Origin of the sequence: uncultured Dokdonia sp. (genome assembly GCF_937910895.1) — a bacterium.
Taxonomy (GTDB): Bacteria; Bacteroidota; Bacteroidia; order Flavobacteriales; family Flavobacteriaceae; genus Dokdonia.
Genome location: NZ_CALEMI010000165.1, coordinates 1 through 15,963 on the forward strand (window position 1 = coordinate 1; position 15,963 = coordinate 15,963).

Sequence of the window (15,963 nt, forward strand, 5' to 3'; positions counted from 1 at the left end):
ATATTATCGAATTTATAAACTAATTCTTATGAGCAATTTAAGACCATTTCACCTTGCCATTCCTGTAGATCATGTTGAGAAAGCAAGAGTTTTTTATCGAGATATTTTACAACTAGAAGAAGGAAGAAGTAGCGATCACTGGGTCGATTTTAATTTTTTTGGACACCAACTGGTGATTCATTATAAAGAAAAGAATCAAACAGAAAAAGACCATCATAATGAAGTCGATGGAAAGGCAGTGCCCGTACCTCATTTTGGCGTGGTCTTGGAGTGGGATGATTTTCACGCTTTCGCGAAAGCGATCACACCTCACGTCACCTTTGTCATCGAACCTTATATCCGATTTGAAGGATTGGTAGGAGAGCAAGCCACCATGTTTTTTTATGACCCTTGCGGAAATGCACTTGAATTTAAAGCCTTTAAAGACGATAGTCAGTTATTTGCTAAGTAACCTTGCCTCATACAGGGAAAAACCTAAACCTAATATCCCGTTTGGTACTGAAGCAAGTTTATTAAAAAGCGGGATTAGTTCAACTAGCTATTTTGAATGCGTCTTTCTGACTTTACAAAAACAGCGTTTCACTACCAAAAAAGTCGCCAATTTCTTGACGACCTTTTCCCAAAACCAACCTTAAACAAGGGTTCCTTTCGAATTCCCTATCTTTTATACACGTTATATTGTGTGCTATTTTAATTTCTATCTACTGCATTTATGTATACAAATAAGACTTTAAAGACCTTTAGAATTTCATATTAAGCATATTAACTATTGATGAACAACTGCCCAAGATCATAGCACATCCTCAGGCAGTGATCACCAAATCAACTTAACAAACTCAAATACTCTATATTTTTAATTTTCTTTTTCAAAAGTGGATTCTATATTATTTTCAATTTTTATGATGAATTATAATTTGCTTTCTGATACAAATAAACAATGAGAAAGCGCCTTCCTACAAGTAAACGTGTGCGAGGTGGAAAAAAGGACTTTAAAAAGGAATTCTAGAAAGCCTTACTGTACTTAGGGTTATGGTATATTTAGATAAATCATCCATAAAAAACAAAAAAAACGGCAGGAGTGTCAAATTATCTTGGAGAGGAGGTATGAAAGATATTTACGCTTTCGCGAACCTGCCTAGCAGGCAGGAGCATATAAAAACAATGTATCTTTTTTAGAACTAGTTATTGTTATGTAAGCTTATAATTGAATGAAGTAGGTGGCATGGAATCCAAAATGAAGATTGCCATCTCTGAAATTGAAGTTATTTCCTGTCTTGATAATAAACTGATCTTCTACGAAGTCTCTCGCATTGGTCAATTTGAATTGTAACAGTACATCAGACAGTTCCCAATTAGCTCCTAAACTAAAAGGACCGTAGGTATCTACAAAATCTACAGGATTTGGCACATAATAATATTCTGATACGATAGACACGTGATTGCTCACTTTATATCTGGCTCCAAAACCTAGTGCAAAATGATGAGCACTCTCATCTGCTACAAGTCCATCTTCTGCTCTGTAAACGTACGTAGGAGCAATTTGTAATGAAAAGTTTCTAGAAATTTTTCGAGCAATTAATACTTGTGTGGTAGCTGCAAATTTATCTTTAGAAGACACTTCTTTTTCCATGGGAGACCCTTCGTATAGTGGCAGTCTAATTGAAGATTTTTCTCGATAAACACCTCCTTGAAATAGGGTAATACTAAATGGAAATGTTTTTCCAGAATCTCTTTGATAGAACAAACGGTATTTTCCAAACACATCTACAGATCTATTGTCTGTACTATATCCTGCGCCAACAGTAAACCGATCTAAAACTCCGTAGTCTAGTCCTACTCTACTGTTCCACTTATCTGCCACAAACGTTTGTGTGGGTTCGGAATCTGGAATGGGTCTATTCCAAAAACGATTCATAGAAGAAATTTCTAATACTCCTTTTTTTCTAGTCTCTACGGAGTGTCCTATAGAAATATGTGTTCCTTTAAAAGTTGCTATGGTAGGTTGTGATTTTTCAACAGTTTCAGCTTCTAGAGCTTTCAAAAGATCTTGCGCATGTATCACTTGAATCATGCTCAAAAACAAAATAGTACACAGAAATTTATTTTTGATCATCATTGGGTACGTATTGAAATTTAAAAGATACTTGGATATTCTTTGCAATATTAGGAGATAAAATGGGTGGAACTTTAATCTCATAATCTTTTATTAAGACCTCAAGTTCTCCGCTAATAGTATACGCTCCATTTGTTTTTATAATAGTAGCCTTCATTTCTATAGGCTTTGTAATGTCACGTAGGGTAAAAGTTCCTTTTATAATTCTTGTTTGCGATCCTTCTTGGTTGGCATCAAAACCAATAATGTCTCCTTCAAAAGTGGCTTTAGGATATAGGTCTGATTCTATATAGCTTTCATTAAAGTGCTCATACATTAATGACTTTTTAAAGGTGAAAGCACGCATCAATATTTGTACTCCTATTCTACTAGAAGAAGGATAAAAAAGACTTAATACTTGGTTGTTGGTTGCCTGTATATTTTCTACAGAGGTATAGGAGAAAAATGTAACTTCTCCTTGTCTGGTAATATATCCATCTTGCGCATGGGCAAAACTTATACTATACACGGAAACTAATAATAGTAGTAGTTTATTCATTGACTTCTTCCAAAACGATGCAATTTAATAAGATTGCATCCATTAAAAACCCTTTAAGTATTCCTTTTACTTTTACCGCATCGCCTATCGTTAACGTCTTCACTATAGACGCTTGATCTTTTTGCATCTCACAAAGTACGAGGGTATCTATATTATTACCTCTTAAAAGCAATGAATAAGTATCTCCTTTCTGTGTGACTTGGTACAATATCCCTTTTATTTCTATTGCCTTTTCTATATATTGATTAAATGATGCTTCTTTATCCTCATCAAAATCTTTAAATAACTCATTGGTTGTAATACTAATTTCTGTTTTTGCTTTCCGTGTATCAACTCCCTTATGATTAAAAATATAGTATATTCCTAGTACACAAGCAAGGCCTATGATACTAAATATACTTATTTTAATAGATGAGTTTGTTTTCAAGTTTTTGTTTTTAAAAGATCTTTTCTATAATGATAGTAGAACAACAAGGTAAATAAAACATCATGTATGTCACAAATGTAACTTTCCTCGTCTAGTATTGCTATATGTAAAGTTTACAAAATTGCTGAAACGGAAAATTTACGATTAAAAAGGAATCCTAAGGCTTTAAAATACAGTCTCGTCTATCACAAAGCATTATTTTAGCTGTAGATTAATTGAATTATTTTTAATGAAATATCATCCTTATTATTTATATACTGCACTAAGCATCGCTGTACTATATGTCATCATAACACTTATTACTACTCCATTTTTTATACAATTGAGTATGAAAAGTGCATTATCTAATGACATAGAGGCTGCACAACAAGAGGCCTACATTATTGCATCTATGAGTGAGGGTATTACAGAAAAAGCTGATAAAGTAAGACTCAAAGAACGTATTCAAAAAAGTATTAATAATACAAATACTAAAAATGTATTTAACTCTGTGTTAGATTGGTCTGGAAAATATGTGTGCTATCCGGACAATAAAAAAATAGGTGATACTCCTCCTCTAAGTGAAGCACTAGCTTCAGGCATACAAAACGAACTTACTGGCGAAGTGTTATATGATATGCTTTTCAAAAAAGATGACTCTATACAGGTTTCAGAAATTATTCGGTTAACGCCTGTCGAAGATTCAGATTGGATTATTGCTAGTCACATTAATAGAGAGAAAGTGATTGAGCAGGCAAAAAGCATACGCCATCAAATCTACATTGCGTTTTTAATTATAGGGTTAATTACCTTGATTTTCTTTTTGGGATCTATCCGGATCATAAGCAGTTATTACGAAAAACAACTCGCTTTAAAAAGCACAAAACTGGAAGATGGTGTTCTTAATTTATCTAAGCTCAATGCTTCTCTAGAAAACTATCAAAAAAACTTATCCGATTTTAAACGTGAGCGTCAGGAAGAACAAAAGATAGCAGAGCGACAAAAAGCAGAAACACAAGCAGAAACAATTGATTCAGAAGAAACAAAAACATCAAAAACAACCACAAAACAGCGTATCCTTACCTACGTGCGTAATGAGTTACTACCCGTAGCAACAGAAGACATTTCTTATATCTATGTAGAAAACACCATTACCTATATTATACGTAAGGACGGGAAACGCTCCACCTCAAGTGAGAGTTTGGATTTGATCTATTCCTATCTAGATGAAAAGCTATTCTTTAGAGCAAATAGGCAGATTATTGTAGCCATTTCGGCTATTGAAAAAATCACAAAATTTGGTAACAGTAAACTTAAGATCCAAGTACATCCCACTTCAGAGATAGACATTGTTATTGGAAAGAATAAAGCGGCGGCTTTTAAACAATGGTTAGATTTATAGTAAATTCATTCTCTACTATTCATTTCGTTTAATGCGTAGATAGCTGTTATATACGCTTTCGCGAAAGCGTATCATTGCTTTTTAAATTATTTATAATTCAGTCAAATAATACATATCCCTAATTTTCATCTGGAAATATGGCTGATATTCCATTCATATAATTGAAAATAGTTATCTTCGGCGAGTTGACTAAAAAATGACTAACTCTATGCAAATTCTAGGCATCGATATAGGAGGTACGGGTATAAAAGGCGCTCCTGTAGATTTAGAAAAAGAAGACTATTTAGGAGATCGTTTCCGAATTCCTACACCACAACCTGCAACACCAGAAGCTGTTGCAGAATGCGTGCAGCAACTCATCAATCATTTTGATTGGAAGGGTCCCGTAGGAGTAGGCTTTCCTACAGTGATTGTAGATGGGCAAGCAAAGGCTTATGGAAATATGGACAAAAGTTGGCTCAACGTCCAAATAGATAAACTCTTTGAAGAAAAAACGGGACTTCCCTTTACAGTAATTAATGATGCAGATGCCGCTGCGTATGCAGAAATGCGCTTTGGCGTTGGTAAGGGTAAAAAAGGATTGGTAGCTGTGATTACAGTAGGTACAGGTATAGGAAGTGGTCTTTTTTATAATGGGCAACTGATTCCTAATTTTGAATTTGGACGTATCCCATACAAGAAAAAACCCATTGAAGTGTATGCTGCAAATTCTGCCCGAAAGAGAGAAGAACTTTCGTATGAAGAATGGGCTGAGCGTTTTAATTTCTTTCTAAAGCAAGTAGAACTTATTTGTACTCCGGATCACTATATTTTAGGAGGCGGAATTAGTAAACATATAGACGCTTTCAAACATATCCTCACCACTAAGGTTCCTTTAGTAGGAGCAAAAACAAAAAATCACGCTGGACTTATAGGCGCTGCTTTTGCGGCTATGGAAGCGATGGAGACCTCTGAGAAGTAAAAAATCCAGCCATTTTATGAATTGACTGGATTTATAGTATGTGTTTTTTTACTATTTACTATTTGCTATTTGCTATTTATTTAATAGTTGCCTTTTACACTACTAAGAATTCATCATTCTATGACGCTCTCTTGCCAATAAAGTATTTTTAAGAAGCATTGCAATCGTCATAGGACCTACGCCGCCAGGAACTGGTGTGATATAAGATGCTTTTTTGCTAACGGCTTCATAATCTACATCGCCTGTAATATAATAGCCGCGCTCTCTGGTTTCATCGGGTACACGTGTAATGCCTACGTCAATAATGACAGCGTCATCTTTAACCATCTCTGCTTTTAAGAATCCAGGTACGCCCAAAGCGGTAATAATAATATCTGCTTGCGAAGTAATTTGCGTAATATTTTTGGTATGACTATGCGTGAGGGTTACTGTAGAGTTTCCAGGAAATCCTTTACGTCCCATTAGGATACTCATAGGACGACCTACAATATGGCTTCTGCCTATCACAACCGTATGCTTTCCTTTGGTGGAGACATCATAACGCTCTAATAATTCTAGAATTCCAAACGGAGTTGCAGGAATAAAGGTACTCATATCTAATGCCATTTTTCCAAAATTAGTAGGGTGAAAACCATCTACATCTTTATCTGGATCTACAGCTAACAATACTTTTTGCGTATCTATTTGTGGTGGTAATGGTAATTGTACGATAAAACCATCAATATTTGAGTCCTTATTAAGGTCTTCTATTTTGTCTAATAATTCGATTTCACTTGTCGTACTTGACATTTTAACGAGTGTAGATTCAAAACCAACACGTTCGCAGGCTCGTACTTTACTTCCTACATACGTAAGACTTGCACCATCATTTCCTACGATTATAGCGGCAAGATGGGGCACTTTTTCTCCATTTGCCTTCATCTTATCAACTTCGGTTTTGATTTCGTTTTTTATATCATTTGAAGTTTTCTTACCGTCAAGAATAATCATAGTCTTTATTTTTAGTATACACTCGCAGTATGCTGTATTCGTATTATACTCCGAATTTTTCTGGGTTATTAATCATATAGTTTAAGAACTTCCCTACTTCTGCATTCTACTCATCGCCTGCATCATCTTACGACCTCCGCCTCCTTGCATCATCTTCATCATCTTACTCATTTGATTAAATTGCTTAAGTAGTTGATTGACTTGTTGTACAGAAGTTCCCGATCCTTTTCCTATTCGCTTTTTACGGCTAGAATTAATCACCGCTGGATTGGTACGCTCTTCTACGGTCATAGAGTGAATAATCGCTTCTATATGTTTAAAAGCATCATCATCGATATCAACACCTTTTAGCATTTTACCCGCTCCAGGAATCATACCCATAAGGTCTTTCATATTCCCCATCTTCTTCACTTGTTGAATCTGCTTCAGAAAATCATCAAAACCAAATTGATTCTTAGCAATCTTCTTTTGTAGTTTACGCGCTTCTTCTTCATCAAACTGTTCTTGTGCACGCTCTACAAGAGATACCACATCTCCCATCCCAAGGATACGATCTGCCATACGAGAAGGATAGAATACATCTATCGCCTCCATTTTTTCTCCTGTCCCTATAAACTTAATAGGTTTATCTACAACCGACTTGATCGAAATAGCGGCTCCACCTCGTGTATCCCCATCTAATTTGGTAAGGATTACCCCATCAAAATTAAGAATATCATTAAAAGCTTTGGCGGTATTTACAGCATCTTGCCCTGTCATAGCATCTACAACAAAAAGGGTTTCTTGTGGTTGAATTGCTTTATGAATATTTGCAATTTCGTCCATCATCGCTGTGTCTACGGCAAGACGACCTGCTGTATCTACAATGACGACGTTGTGTCCATTCGCTTTCGCGAAAGCGATCCCAGCCTCAGCAATCGCTACAGGATCAGAATTATCTTTATCTGAAAAAACATCTACTTGTATCGCATCCCCAACAACGTGCAACTGATCTATCGCCGCAGGACGGTACACATCACAGGCAACCAATAATGGCTTCTTTGTTTTTTTGGTTTTAAGAAAGTTGGCTAATTTTCCAGAAAAAGTGGTTTTACCAGATCCCTGAAGACCCGACATTAAAATAACACTAGGAGATCCAGAAAGGTTTAAACCAGCAGCATCACCTCCCATCAGTTCGGTAAGCTCGTCTTTTACAAGCTTTACCATTAATTGACCAGGCTGTAAGGTGGTTAGTACATTCTGCCCTAACGCTTTTTCCTTAACTCTATTGGTAAAATCTTTGGCAATTTTAAAGTTGACATCGGCATCTATAAGTGCTCTACGCACTTCTTTAAGTGTCTCTGCAACATTTACTTCTGTAATACTCCCGTGTCCTTTAAGTACGTGGAGGGCTTTATCTAACTTATCACTTAAATTATCAAACATATCTTACTACTGAAAAAATTGAACTTCGATAATTGATTATCGAGGATACAAATTTAATGATTTGAAGCATATATACATAGTCGTAGCCTAAGGTATTCTACCCTGATGACTATAAAATGGTAAAGATGTGTAAATAAGAAATGACCATCCTATAAAAATTAGGATGGTCATAGCTCTAAAATATATAAATATGAAGAAATTATTCTTCACACTCCATAGACTGAAGTGTGATAATTGTTGTCGTAAATTCTAAGGTTTCAGGATTTTCTATACGTACAAATACCTCTTGTACATCTGTAAGAATCGCTATATCTGAAGGGACTGGATTTATGCTCAGATCTGCATCTTCTTGTGTTGTGTAAAACGTCACGCTCCATATTATAGGCTCCGGTAATTCTCCCATACCATTTACTTCTGGTTGTAGTGCTGCAATCACAATAATACAATCTATATAATCTTCTAAGATAAAAGAGGCTATCTCAGGCGTATCTTCTTGTTCACACTCTTCAAAAACTAAGGTAGTACAATATGTTTCTGGTTCGCATACTCTCTCAAGAAGAAAACGTGTTTCATCATCAATTTCAATATCTATTAACATACTATGTATAGCATTTACTTTCCAATCAAAATTCCAATCTTCTCCTACCATCTCATCAGTATCTAAATTGATATTGATATGCAATTCGTCTTCTATAAAGTAGAAAATCCATGTACCATTATAAAGATCTCCTCTGTAATAGAATTCAACAACACCTGCTCCCTTAAGTTTAAACACAGCATCTGTATAGGTGCTAAACACAACATCATCAGGGATTTGTACTTTCCATACACATTCCATAGCGGTTGCTGTTGATGATCCAATAATTATTTCCTGCTCTTCTTCTATACAAGCATCTATAGCAGCCCTTAATTCATCCTTATCATTGATAACTAGGGAAGTCCCGTCATCCAATGTACTAGAAATAGGAAAACTAACATTGATATATTGACCATCAGTTACCGTACCTAATACATCACTAAACTCCCTATCATTATTGACAATGACCGAAGATTCAAGTTCTATATTTTCATTATAAATAACGACGGTAAAAGAGTATATAAAATTAATACAGGTGACTTCTGTTGCACTAGGATCATCGGTAGTGACACGATCTAAAAGAGAAAACAAATCTGAATCTTCTGCAATAAGATCAGCTTCGGTGATTTGAAAAAGATCATCTATATCTTCATTTTCACAAGCCACCAAACAAAAAACAACACATATACCTAAAAGGAGATTTCTAAATTTCATAAAAAAGAGTATTTATAAATAGTATAATTAAGTTCCCATCAAAAATTATACGTTGAATTTTCTTTTATATGCTTTCGCGAAAGCGTATAAAGAAGCCATCTCTAACTTTTGATCTTATATGTATATATCGTCCTCCTTTCAAAAAGGTTGCGTTCTATACCTAGAAAATTACCTGAGTAAAACGCACAAAAAAAGACTAACATTGCTGTTAGTCTTCATATATCATTTATAAATCAGTCGATTATGCCTCTCTTTTGGCTTTACGAGCTTCTATTTTTTCTTTTACCATTTCTATAATAGATCCTCCTACCCAGTAAGGAATCACAAATGTTAACAGAAAAATCATTAACCAAAAACCAATAGTTAATATGGTTAAGAAAGCAAGAAATCCTAAATATTGATCAAAATCAAACATGAGTACTGTTTTTTCTAAATTTTTGTCAAAGATACCGCATTAAAATCTATTTTCACAATAGAAATTTCAGATTTATTGACAGATTATTGACAGTGAAATTGATGTCTAAATTTGTAAATTTGCTTTTCTAAAAACAATTTCACAGATGGAATATAGAATTGAAAAAGATACCATGGGGGAAGTTCAAGTTCCCGCAAATAAATTATGGGGGGCTCAAACAGAAAGATCTCGCAATAATTTTAAAATAGGAGCTCCTGCTTCTATGCCATTAGAGATTATATATGGTTTTGCTATTCTAAAAAAAGCAGCTGCCTTTACCAATTGTGAACTAGGAGGACTCCCGATAGAAAAAAGAGATTTGATCGCCCAGGTATGTGATGAAATATTAGAAGGAAAACATGACGATCAGTTTCCATTAGTGATATGGCAAACGGGATCGGGCACACAAAGCAATATGAATGTAAATGAGGTGATTGCTAACCGTGCGCATCAGCTAGCTGGAAAAGTCATTGGAGAAGGAGAAAAAACATTACAGCCTAATGATGATGTCAATAAATCACAGTCTTCTAATGATACATTCCCAACGGGAATGCATATCGCAGCATATAAGAAGATTGTAGAAACCACATTGCCAGGCGTACAAAAGCTTAGAGATACGCTCAAAGAGAAATCTATAGCATTTAAAAAGGTAGTAAAGATTGGACGTACACATCTTATGGATGCTACTCCCCTAACTTTAGGTCAAGAATTTTCTGGATATGTATCGCAATTAGACCACGGAATAAAAGCCTTAGAAAATACGCTTGATCATCTTGCAGAGCTTGCACTAGGAGGTACTGCTGTGGGGACAGGACTCAATACACCTAAAGGATACGCAAAACGAGTATCTGAATATATGGCACAGTTTTCTGGTCTCCCATTCCGCACAGCCGCTAATAAGTTTGAAGCACTGGCAGCACATGATGCTTTTGTAGAAACACATGGAGCACTGAAACAACTAGCTGTTTCTCTCAATAAAATCGCAAATGATATCCGTATGATGGCTTCTGGACCACGAAGTGGGATTGGAGAAATTACCATCCCTGCCAATGAGCCTGGATCATCAATCATGCCTGGTAAAGTGAATCCTACGCAGTGTGAAGCAATAACCATGGTGTGCGCTCAAGTTCTTGGAAATGACGTCGCCATTAGTGTAGGCGGTTTACAAGGTCATTATGAATTAAATGTATTCAAGCCTGTCATGGCTTCAAACCTACTTCAATCAGCACAACTTATAGGAGATGCTTGTGTTTCATTTTCTGATCATTGTGCATCAGGAATACAGCCTAATCAAAAAAGAATTAAAGAGTTATTAGACAACTCACTCATGCTCGTAACCGCTCTTAATACGAAAATAGGATATTATAAAGCTGCCGAAATTGCCAACACAGCACATGCAAACGGGACTACCTTAAAAGAAGAGGCGATTAATCTTGGCTATGTAACTGCTGACGAGTTTGATGAATGGGTAAAACCTGAAAATATGGTGGGAGAGCTTTAAAATTCCTACAATAAAACATTAAAAGCTGACAAAATACACAAAAACATCGTTTAAGTGTTGTTTTGTGATACTTATATTACTACATTAGCATCCTATAATTATGTGCTAATGCGCTTGACGTTTTTTATTATTAGTTTATTTTTTGTGATGACGGGAGTATCACAGGAGTCTATTTCCTATCATAAATCCGATACAAATCATCATAATAATGTTTCAGATCTTAACGAAGTAACCTTCTTAGAAATAGAAGATATAAATCTTGGTACAGACAATGGCATCTATTGGTTTAAAATAGATGCCATTGATCTACCTAGATCTATTTTAGAGCTTCAAACATCTCATACAAAAGATGTCTCTCTATACGATGTTACTGGAAAAGAAATTAACCCTATGGGGGCTACTCGCTATCCCTCTTTTTTCATTGTAAATAAAATTGTAAAATATCCACTGTACCTTAAAGCAAATTTCCCGCTGGAGGCAAATTTTCCAATACAAATTCAAGATGAAGCTACTTTTGCTAAAATTGAAAAAAACAGCCTCTTAGGAATTGGCTTTTTTTATGGTACTGCTTTATCTCTACTACTAGCCACCATCATATTTTTGATCGTAACAAAAAATAAAGTATTTCTTTTTTATGGTATCGTAATTACTGCCGTATGTATTTCTATTATGTCTAGAGATAATATTTTGTATTTCTTTAATGCCAAACCAAGTATTATAAGTAATATCGAATTATTTGGACATTTTTTAGTAGGGCTTTGTGCGACAGGATATGTGTTTAAATATCTGAAAATCAAAAAAAATAAACAGTCTATTCAATATATATTTTTAACCATCAGTAGTATTTCATTTATCTCTATGTGTATCTATTGGATTATAAATACGCAATGGAGTTTTTTATTGACTGATTTTACTTCTGTATTAAGTGTTTTATTATTGTGGTCATTAACCCTATACAATGCTAAAAACACCCGATATCTGCTTTTAATGACTACGATGTACACACTAGATATTATTATCTTGGCAGATGCTTTCTTGTTGCATGGACTTGGCGCTAGTATACTTGATCTTTCCTCATTACAACTAAGTCTTGTTGCTTTAGTCAACTTCACGCTCATCGCACTTTCATTAATCGTTAGCTTTAGAAAAATACAAGGAAAAACGATCATTATGAAGCATCAAATAAAGATGCATTTAGAACGCCTTTCACTATTGGATAGCTATAAGAATGTACAAGACTCTAACGATCAGTATTTAGAATCTTTAATTCATCAATTTGAATTAGAAAATATTGAAATCAAAGTACTGGATGGAATCTCCAAAGGGTTGACAAATGAGCGTATAGCTACAAAATACAATCTATCTACAGAAAAATTAAAAGCAGTCACCTCTAACCTATATCAAAAACTAGGTATTGAATCTGAACAAGAAGCCACAGGTTTATTTACAAGCTAAGACTTCTTATAATATTTTGCATATTTTCTATAAGAGAAAAACCCTAATAATGCGATCACTGACACCCCTATTATAATTTTCTGGTTGGCTATATCTCCTCCACTTTGATACGCATGCAATCCTGATAAGTAGAAATTCACACCAAAATATGTGAAGAGGATACTCCCAAGCGCTATAATAGAAAACAAGTTAAACAACCATCTACCACGTAAGCCAGGAATGAGTCGCATGTGAATCACAAAAGCATAGACGATTAAAGAGATCAATGCCCAAGTTTCTTTAGGATCCCATCCCCAATAACGTCCCCAACTCTCATTCGCCCATTGTCCGCCTAAGAACGTACCGATAGCTAGTAATACCATGCCTACAGTAAGCGCCATTTCATTGATGACGGTAAGTTCTTTGATATTGAGATCCATCTTCGCTTTGTTCTTTTTTGTCGTAAAGATCATTAAGAATAATGTGACAATTCCTAAAATAGCACCCAGCGTAAAAGGACCATAACTCGCAACAATCACTGCGGTATGAATCATGAGCCAATAACTATTAAGAACTGCTTGTAAGTTGGCAATTTCTGGATTCATCCAGTTCATACTTGCTGCCCATAAAATAAAACCAGTAACAAAAGCAGTACTTGCTACTGTCAAAGTTGATCCTTTTTTTCCAAATAAAACATCCCCTAGAGAAGCAACCGCTGCTCCCGTAATAGCAAAAGGAATAAGAAACTTACTTACCTTCTGTATCCCATAAATATTTCTTGTTGCTACCCAATTTTGAATAGAAATAGAAAGCCCAAAAAACATCGTTGCCCACGCCACATACAACACAGACTCATACGCATCACTCCACGGAGCATGCCCTGAGATGTACCAACGCCATATTAAAGATCCTGTATGTAGTAAAAATAAGATGGTCACAATAACACCTCCTACTTTTACCATTAAAGACACAAACTTACTAGGACTAAAAATCTCCGTAATGACAAAAACCATCATAAAAAAGGCTGCCAGCATATACAGCCAATATAATTTTGTAAACGGGTCATTGTTATTATACAAAATCTCTGCATCTATCTTTTCTGCACTTGGCATAATATCACCACCCAAACGTCTCTGAAATTTCTCAATCCCCTCCAGAATCTTATCGGCATCTGAGTAATCGCCATCTATTTTTGCTTTACGAAGACTTAGTAAATACGCAGGGAAAATTTGATTGGCTATCACAGAATCTGTGGCACGATATCCTCCATCATTGGCGACAATAGGAGAAACCCACGTATTATTAGGATCGTTGAGTTTGGGAAGAATTTTTAAAATCTTTTTAGAAAGCGTTCTATCCAATAACCCTAATCGCAAGGCAACATCTCTAAACTCCTTATCAATTACACTCGGCGTTGCTTCACTAAATGCTTGTGCTAAATAAGGCTCCAATTTGTATTTAAAATCATCATCAAAGAAATCCATGACTTTAAATCGCTTCACATCACTAGGAACGCCTATCACATTACGAATACTATCATTTCCTTTTTTCAGATATAAAATATCTACATAATTCCAGATATAAGGATTCTCCATCATCGAGAGCATCACTTGGTCTGCATTCAACCCTTGATACGTATCAGAACGACTTAATTTGCGAAGTAACATACTCGCATACGTATTAATAGGCATCATACGACCACTGTCATCCTGAATCACCATGCGTCCAAATTTCGCCGCATGTTCTGCCGAAGCAGCATTAGCGACAATCGCTGAATCTATTTGGGTTTTTGTAGGAGGAGCACTTTCACGTTCATCGCTGTGCGTATCATCCGAAGGGAGAATAGAAATCGCTGGTTCTTCTTTTTGTTCTAGCGTGACAATCGTATCCTGAACGACTACTGCCGAAGTGTTGATGTCTTGTGAGAAAGCTGTTTCCGCTTTCGCGAAAGCGAATAACAAAAGAATTACAGCAAGCAACTTCGACTTTTTAGCCTTAATCTTGTCTAAAGTTTTCTTGAGTTCTCCGAAACGAGACCCCTTATCAAACAAAATAAGCATCATTCCAAGATATAATAAAAAGTAGCCGATATACGTCACCCAAGTACCCCAGAAATCGTGACTTACAGACAAAATGGTGGTGCGCTCCTCATCTTTAAAACTCGCCTGAAAAAAGCGATATCCTTTATGATCTAACACATGGTTCATATAAATATCGTAGTCAAATGTCTCCTCATCTTCTACCGTGATTTTACTCGTAAATGAAGCATAACTGCTTTCTGTACCTGGATATTTTTCTGCAATAAAATCTCTTAATTTAATTCCAAAAGGAAGCGGTATGGATTTACTTCCGTAAGAGAGGTACATCTTGTATCCACCAACTTCAATAAGTTTTTTGTCGTTGCTGTAGCCTTTTCCGCCTAGCAATCCCACAGTTTTTGTTTCACCATTTGCTGTGACATCAACAAACAACGCATCTTGCTCGTTTTTCTCTTTAATAGCTCTCTCTACAATACCAGCTCTACCTTTTACGGCAGGTTCTGGAATCACAAATAAAAGACCTTGTAAATTATATAAGGATCGTAATTGTAAAGGCTGTACGCTATCCTTTACAAAAGGATAATCTGTTTGTGTTGCCATGACTTTGTACTCCCCTTCAAAAGGAGAACGTATGGTATAATTTTCTCCATCAAATCCTATATTGATGGCACCATCTGTTGGTTTATTAAAAGCATATAAGACATTGTGCATATTGACTAATTCACCATCTTTAAGATAGTGCTCGTGTCTTCCGCCGCTATCGCCTGTCTCTACAATTTTAAGATGATATTCTCCTGCTTCATCTTCTATAAATCCATCTTCTGCGCCGCCTATAAATTTATTGAACGCTATTTTAATGGGGTCTTTATTAAAGTCTGTATTCCAAGTAAATGTATTGCTGAGTCTTGGTGAGAGCATTAATTCTTTATCCAACGTTCGCTGCATAGGTTGCCCGTCTATTTCACCTTGTACCAGCACTTCTAAATATGTTTTTTCACTTAAAAATGTATTCTCTGTTTCTCCTTCTGAGATAGGCATCACTCCTTCAAAACTTATATAACGTGTAATCCCAGCACCAATCAAAATCAAAACAAAAGAAAGATGAAAAATAAGCGTGGTAATTTTTTCTTTTCGCAACAGCTTAAAGCGAACGATATTCCCCAAGAAATTGATAACAAACAAAATATGAATTAAAGTAAACCACCAAGAGTTATATACCCATACTCGAGAATACGGTGTAGGAGACGTATCTTGTCCTCGGTCTAAAAATGTACCTACCGCCATCGCGACAAAATAGGTTATAAAAAGGAGTCCCATCAATCGAGTGGAGAACAAAATATTTACAAGTTTCTTTTGCATAGCGTTCGGCCATTTTTTCGAGTGCAAAGATAACCCACAGAAGCCACATA

Annotated in this window: 13 protein-coding genes; 5 read left to right on the forward strand and 8 right to left on the reverse strand. The window is 35.6% G+C overall.

Going from position 1 to position 15,963, the window contains the following annotated elements; translation table 11 throughout:
• The first annotated feature begins 28 nt into the window (after nt 1–28).
• Complete coding sequence (locus tag Q0505_RS20815; protein WP_299217492.1) at nt 29–451, forward strand: VOC family protein; 423 nt, start codon at nt 29–31, stop codon at nt 449–451.
• A gap of 747 nt (nt 452–1,198) precedes the next feature.
• Here Q0505_RS20815 and Q0505_RS20820 read toward each other — a convergent pair.
• From Q0505_RS20820 to Q0505_RS20830, 3 genes are read right to left on the reverse strand one after another with little or no spacing between them, the layout of a single operon-like run.
• Nucleotides 1,199–2,071, reverse strand: a complete 873-nt coding sequence (locus Q0505_RS20820; protein WP_299217494.1) for a DUF5777 family beta-barrel protein — start codon at nt 2,069–2,071, stop codon at nt 1,199–1,201.
• A gap of 28 nt (nt 2,072–2,099) precedes the next feature.
• Complete coding sequence (locus Q0505_RS20825) at nt 2,100–2,651, reverse strand: YceI family protein (protein ID WP_299217463.1); 552 nt, start codon at nt 2,649–2,651, stop codon at nt 2,100–2,102.
• Nucleotides 2,644–3,078, reverse strand: coding sequence for a hypothetical protein (locus Q0505_RS20830; protein WP_299217466.1), 435 nt, complete (start codon nt 3,076–3,078; stop codon nt 2,644–2,646). The genes Q0505_RS20825 and Q0505_RS20830 overlap by 8 nt, the downstream gene beginning before the upstream one ends.
• Nucleotides 3,079–3,307: 229 nt before the next feature.
• On the opposite strand from Q0505_RS20830, the gene Q0505_RS20835 reads away from it, so the two are divergent.
• A complete protein-coding gene (locus Q0505_RS20835) occupies nt 3,308–4,459 on the forward strand; it encodes a LytTR family DNA-binding domain-containing protein (protein ID WP_299217469.1) in 1,152 nt (383 codons plus the stop codon).
• A gap of 196 nt (nt 4,460–4,655) precedes the next feature.
• Nucleotides 4,656–5,420 (forward strand): polyphosphate--glucose phosphotransferase, encoded by a 765-nt coding sequence (gene ppgK / locus Q0505_RS20840; RefSeq protein ID WP_366519458.1) that lies wholly within the window; start codon nt 4,656–4,658, stop codon nt 5,418–5,420.
• Between the two features lie 102 nt (nt 5,421–5,522).
• On the opposite strand, the gene Q0505_RS20845 is transcribed toward ppgK, so the two are convergent.
• From Q0505_RS20845 to Q0505_RS20860, 4 genes are all read right to left on the reverse strand, one after another.
• On the reverse strand, nt 5,523–6,410 hold the full coding sequence (locus tag Q0505_RS20845) for a bifunctional 5,10-methylenetetrahydrofolate dehydrogenase/5,10-methenyltetrahydrofolate cyclohydrolase (protein WP_299217472.1): 888 nt from the start codon (nt 6,408–6,410) through the stop codon (nt 5,523–5,525).
• 93 nt (nt 6,411–6,503) lie between these two features.
• Nucleotides 6,504–7,835, reverse strand: coding sequence for a signal recognition particle protein (ffh, locus tag Q0505_RS20850; protein ID WP_299217475.1), 1,332 nt, complete (start codon nt 7,833–7,835; stop codon nt 6,504–6,506).
• Nucleotides 7,836–8,034: 199 nt separating this feature from the next.
• On the reverse strand, nt 8,035–9,126 hold the full coding sequence (locus tag Q0505_RS20855; RefSeq protein ID WP_299217478.1) for a hypothetical protein: 1,092 nt from the start codon (nt 9,124–9,126) through the stop codon (nt 8,035–8,037).
• Nucleotides 9,127–9,367: 241 nt separating this feature from the next.
• Complete coding sequence (locus Q0505_RS20860) at nt 9,368–9,541, reverse strand: hypothetical protein (RefSeq protein WP_299217481.1); 174 nt, start codon at nt 9,539–9,541, stop codon at nt 9,368–9,370.
• A gap of 145 nt (nt 9,542–9,686) precedes the next feature.
• Between Q0505_RS20860 and fumC the strand changes: the two genes are divergently transcribed.
• Nucleotides 9,687–11,081 (forward strand): class II fumarate hydratase, encoded by a 1,395-nt coding sequence (gene fumC, locus Q0505_RS20865; RefSeq protein ID WP_299217484.1) that lies wholly within the window; start codon nt 9,687–9,689, stop codon nt 11,079–11,081.
• Nucleotides 11,082–11,228: 147 nt separating this feature from the next.
• Entirely contained in the window at nt 11,229–12,536 is a 1,308-nt protein-coding gene (locus Q0505_RS20870; RefSeq protein WP_299217487.1) for a LuxR C-terminal-related transcriptional regulator, read from the forward strand.
• Here the strand turns inward: Q0505_RS20870 and ccsA are convergent.
• Nucleotides 12,533–15,913, reverse strand: coding sequence for a cytochrome c biogenesis protein CcsA (ccsA, locus tag Q0505_RS20875; protein WP_299217490.1), 3,381 nt, complete (start codon nt 15,911–15,913; stop codon nt 12,533–12,535). The genes Q0505_RS20870 and ccsA overlap by 4 nt on opposite strands.
• Nucleotides 15,914–15,963: the final 50 nt, after the last annotated feature.

Bases quoted from the DNA above. Each gene is read 5' to 3' on its own strand.
- ccsA (WP_299217490.1), bottom strand. From the start codon at position 15,913: ATGCAAAAGAAACTTGTAAATATTTTGTTCTCCACTCGATTGATGGGA.
- Q0505_RS20860 (WP_299217481.1), bottom strand. From the start codon at position 9,541: ATGTTTGATTTTGATCAATATTTAGGATTTCTTGCTTTCTTAACCATA.
- Q0505_RS20845 (WP_299217472.1), bottom strand. From the start codon at position 6,410: ATGATTATTCTTGACGGTAAGAAAACTTCAAATGATATAAAAAACGAA.
- Q0505_RS20870 (WP_299217487.1), top strand. From the start codon at position 11,229: ATGACGGGAGTATCACAGGAGTCTATTTCCTATCATAAATCCGATACA.
- Q0505_RS20835 (WP_299217469.1), top strand. From the start codon at position 3,308: ATGAAATATCATCCTTATTATTTATATACTGCACTAAGCATCGCTGTA.
- Q0505_RS20825 (WP_299217463.1), bottom strand. From the start codon at position 2,651: ATGAATAAACTACTACTATTATTAGTTTCCGTGTATAGTATAAGTTTT.
- fumC (WP_299217484.1), top strand. From the start codon at position 9,687: ATGGAATATAGAATTGAAAAAGATACCATGGGGGAAGTTCAAGTTCCC.
- Q0505_RS20815 (WP_299217492.1), top strand. From the start codon at position 29: ATGAGCAATTTAAGACCATTTCACCTTGCCATTCCTGTAGATCATGTT.
- Q0505_RS20855 (WP_299217478.1), bottom strand. From the start codon at position 9,126: ATGAAATTTAGAAATCTCCTTTTAGGTATATGTGTTGTTTTTTGTTTG.
- ppgK (WP_366519458.1), top strand. From the start codon at position 4,656: ATGACTAACTCTATGCAAATTCTAGGCATCGATATAGGAGGTACGGGT.
- Q0505_RS20820 (WP_299217494.1), bottom strand. From the start codon at position 2,071: ATGATTCAAGTGATACATGCGCAAGATCTTTTGAAAGCTCTAGAAGCT.
- ffh (WP_299217475.1), bottom strand. From the start codon at position 7,835: ATGTTTGATAATTTAAGTGATAAGTTAGATAAAGCCCTCCACGTACTT.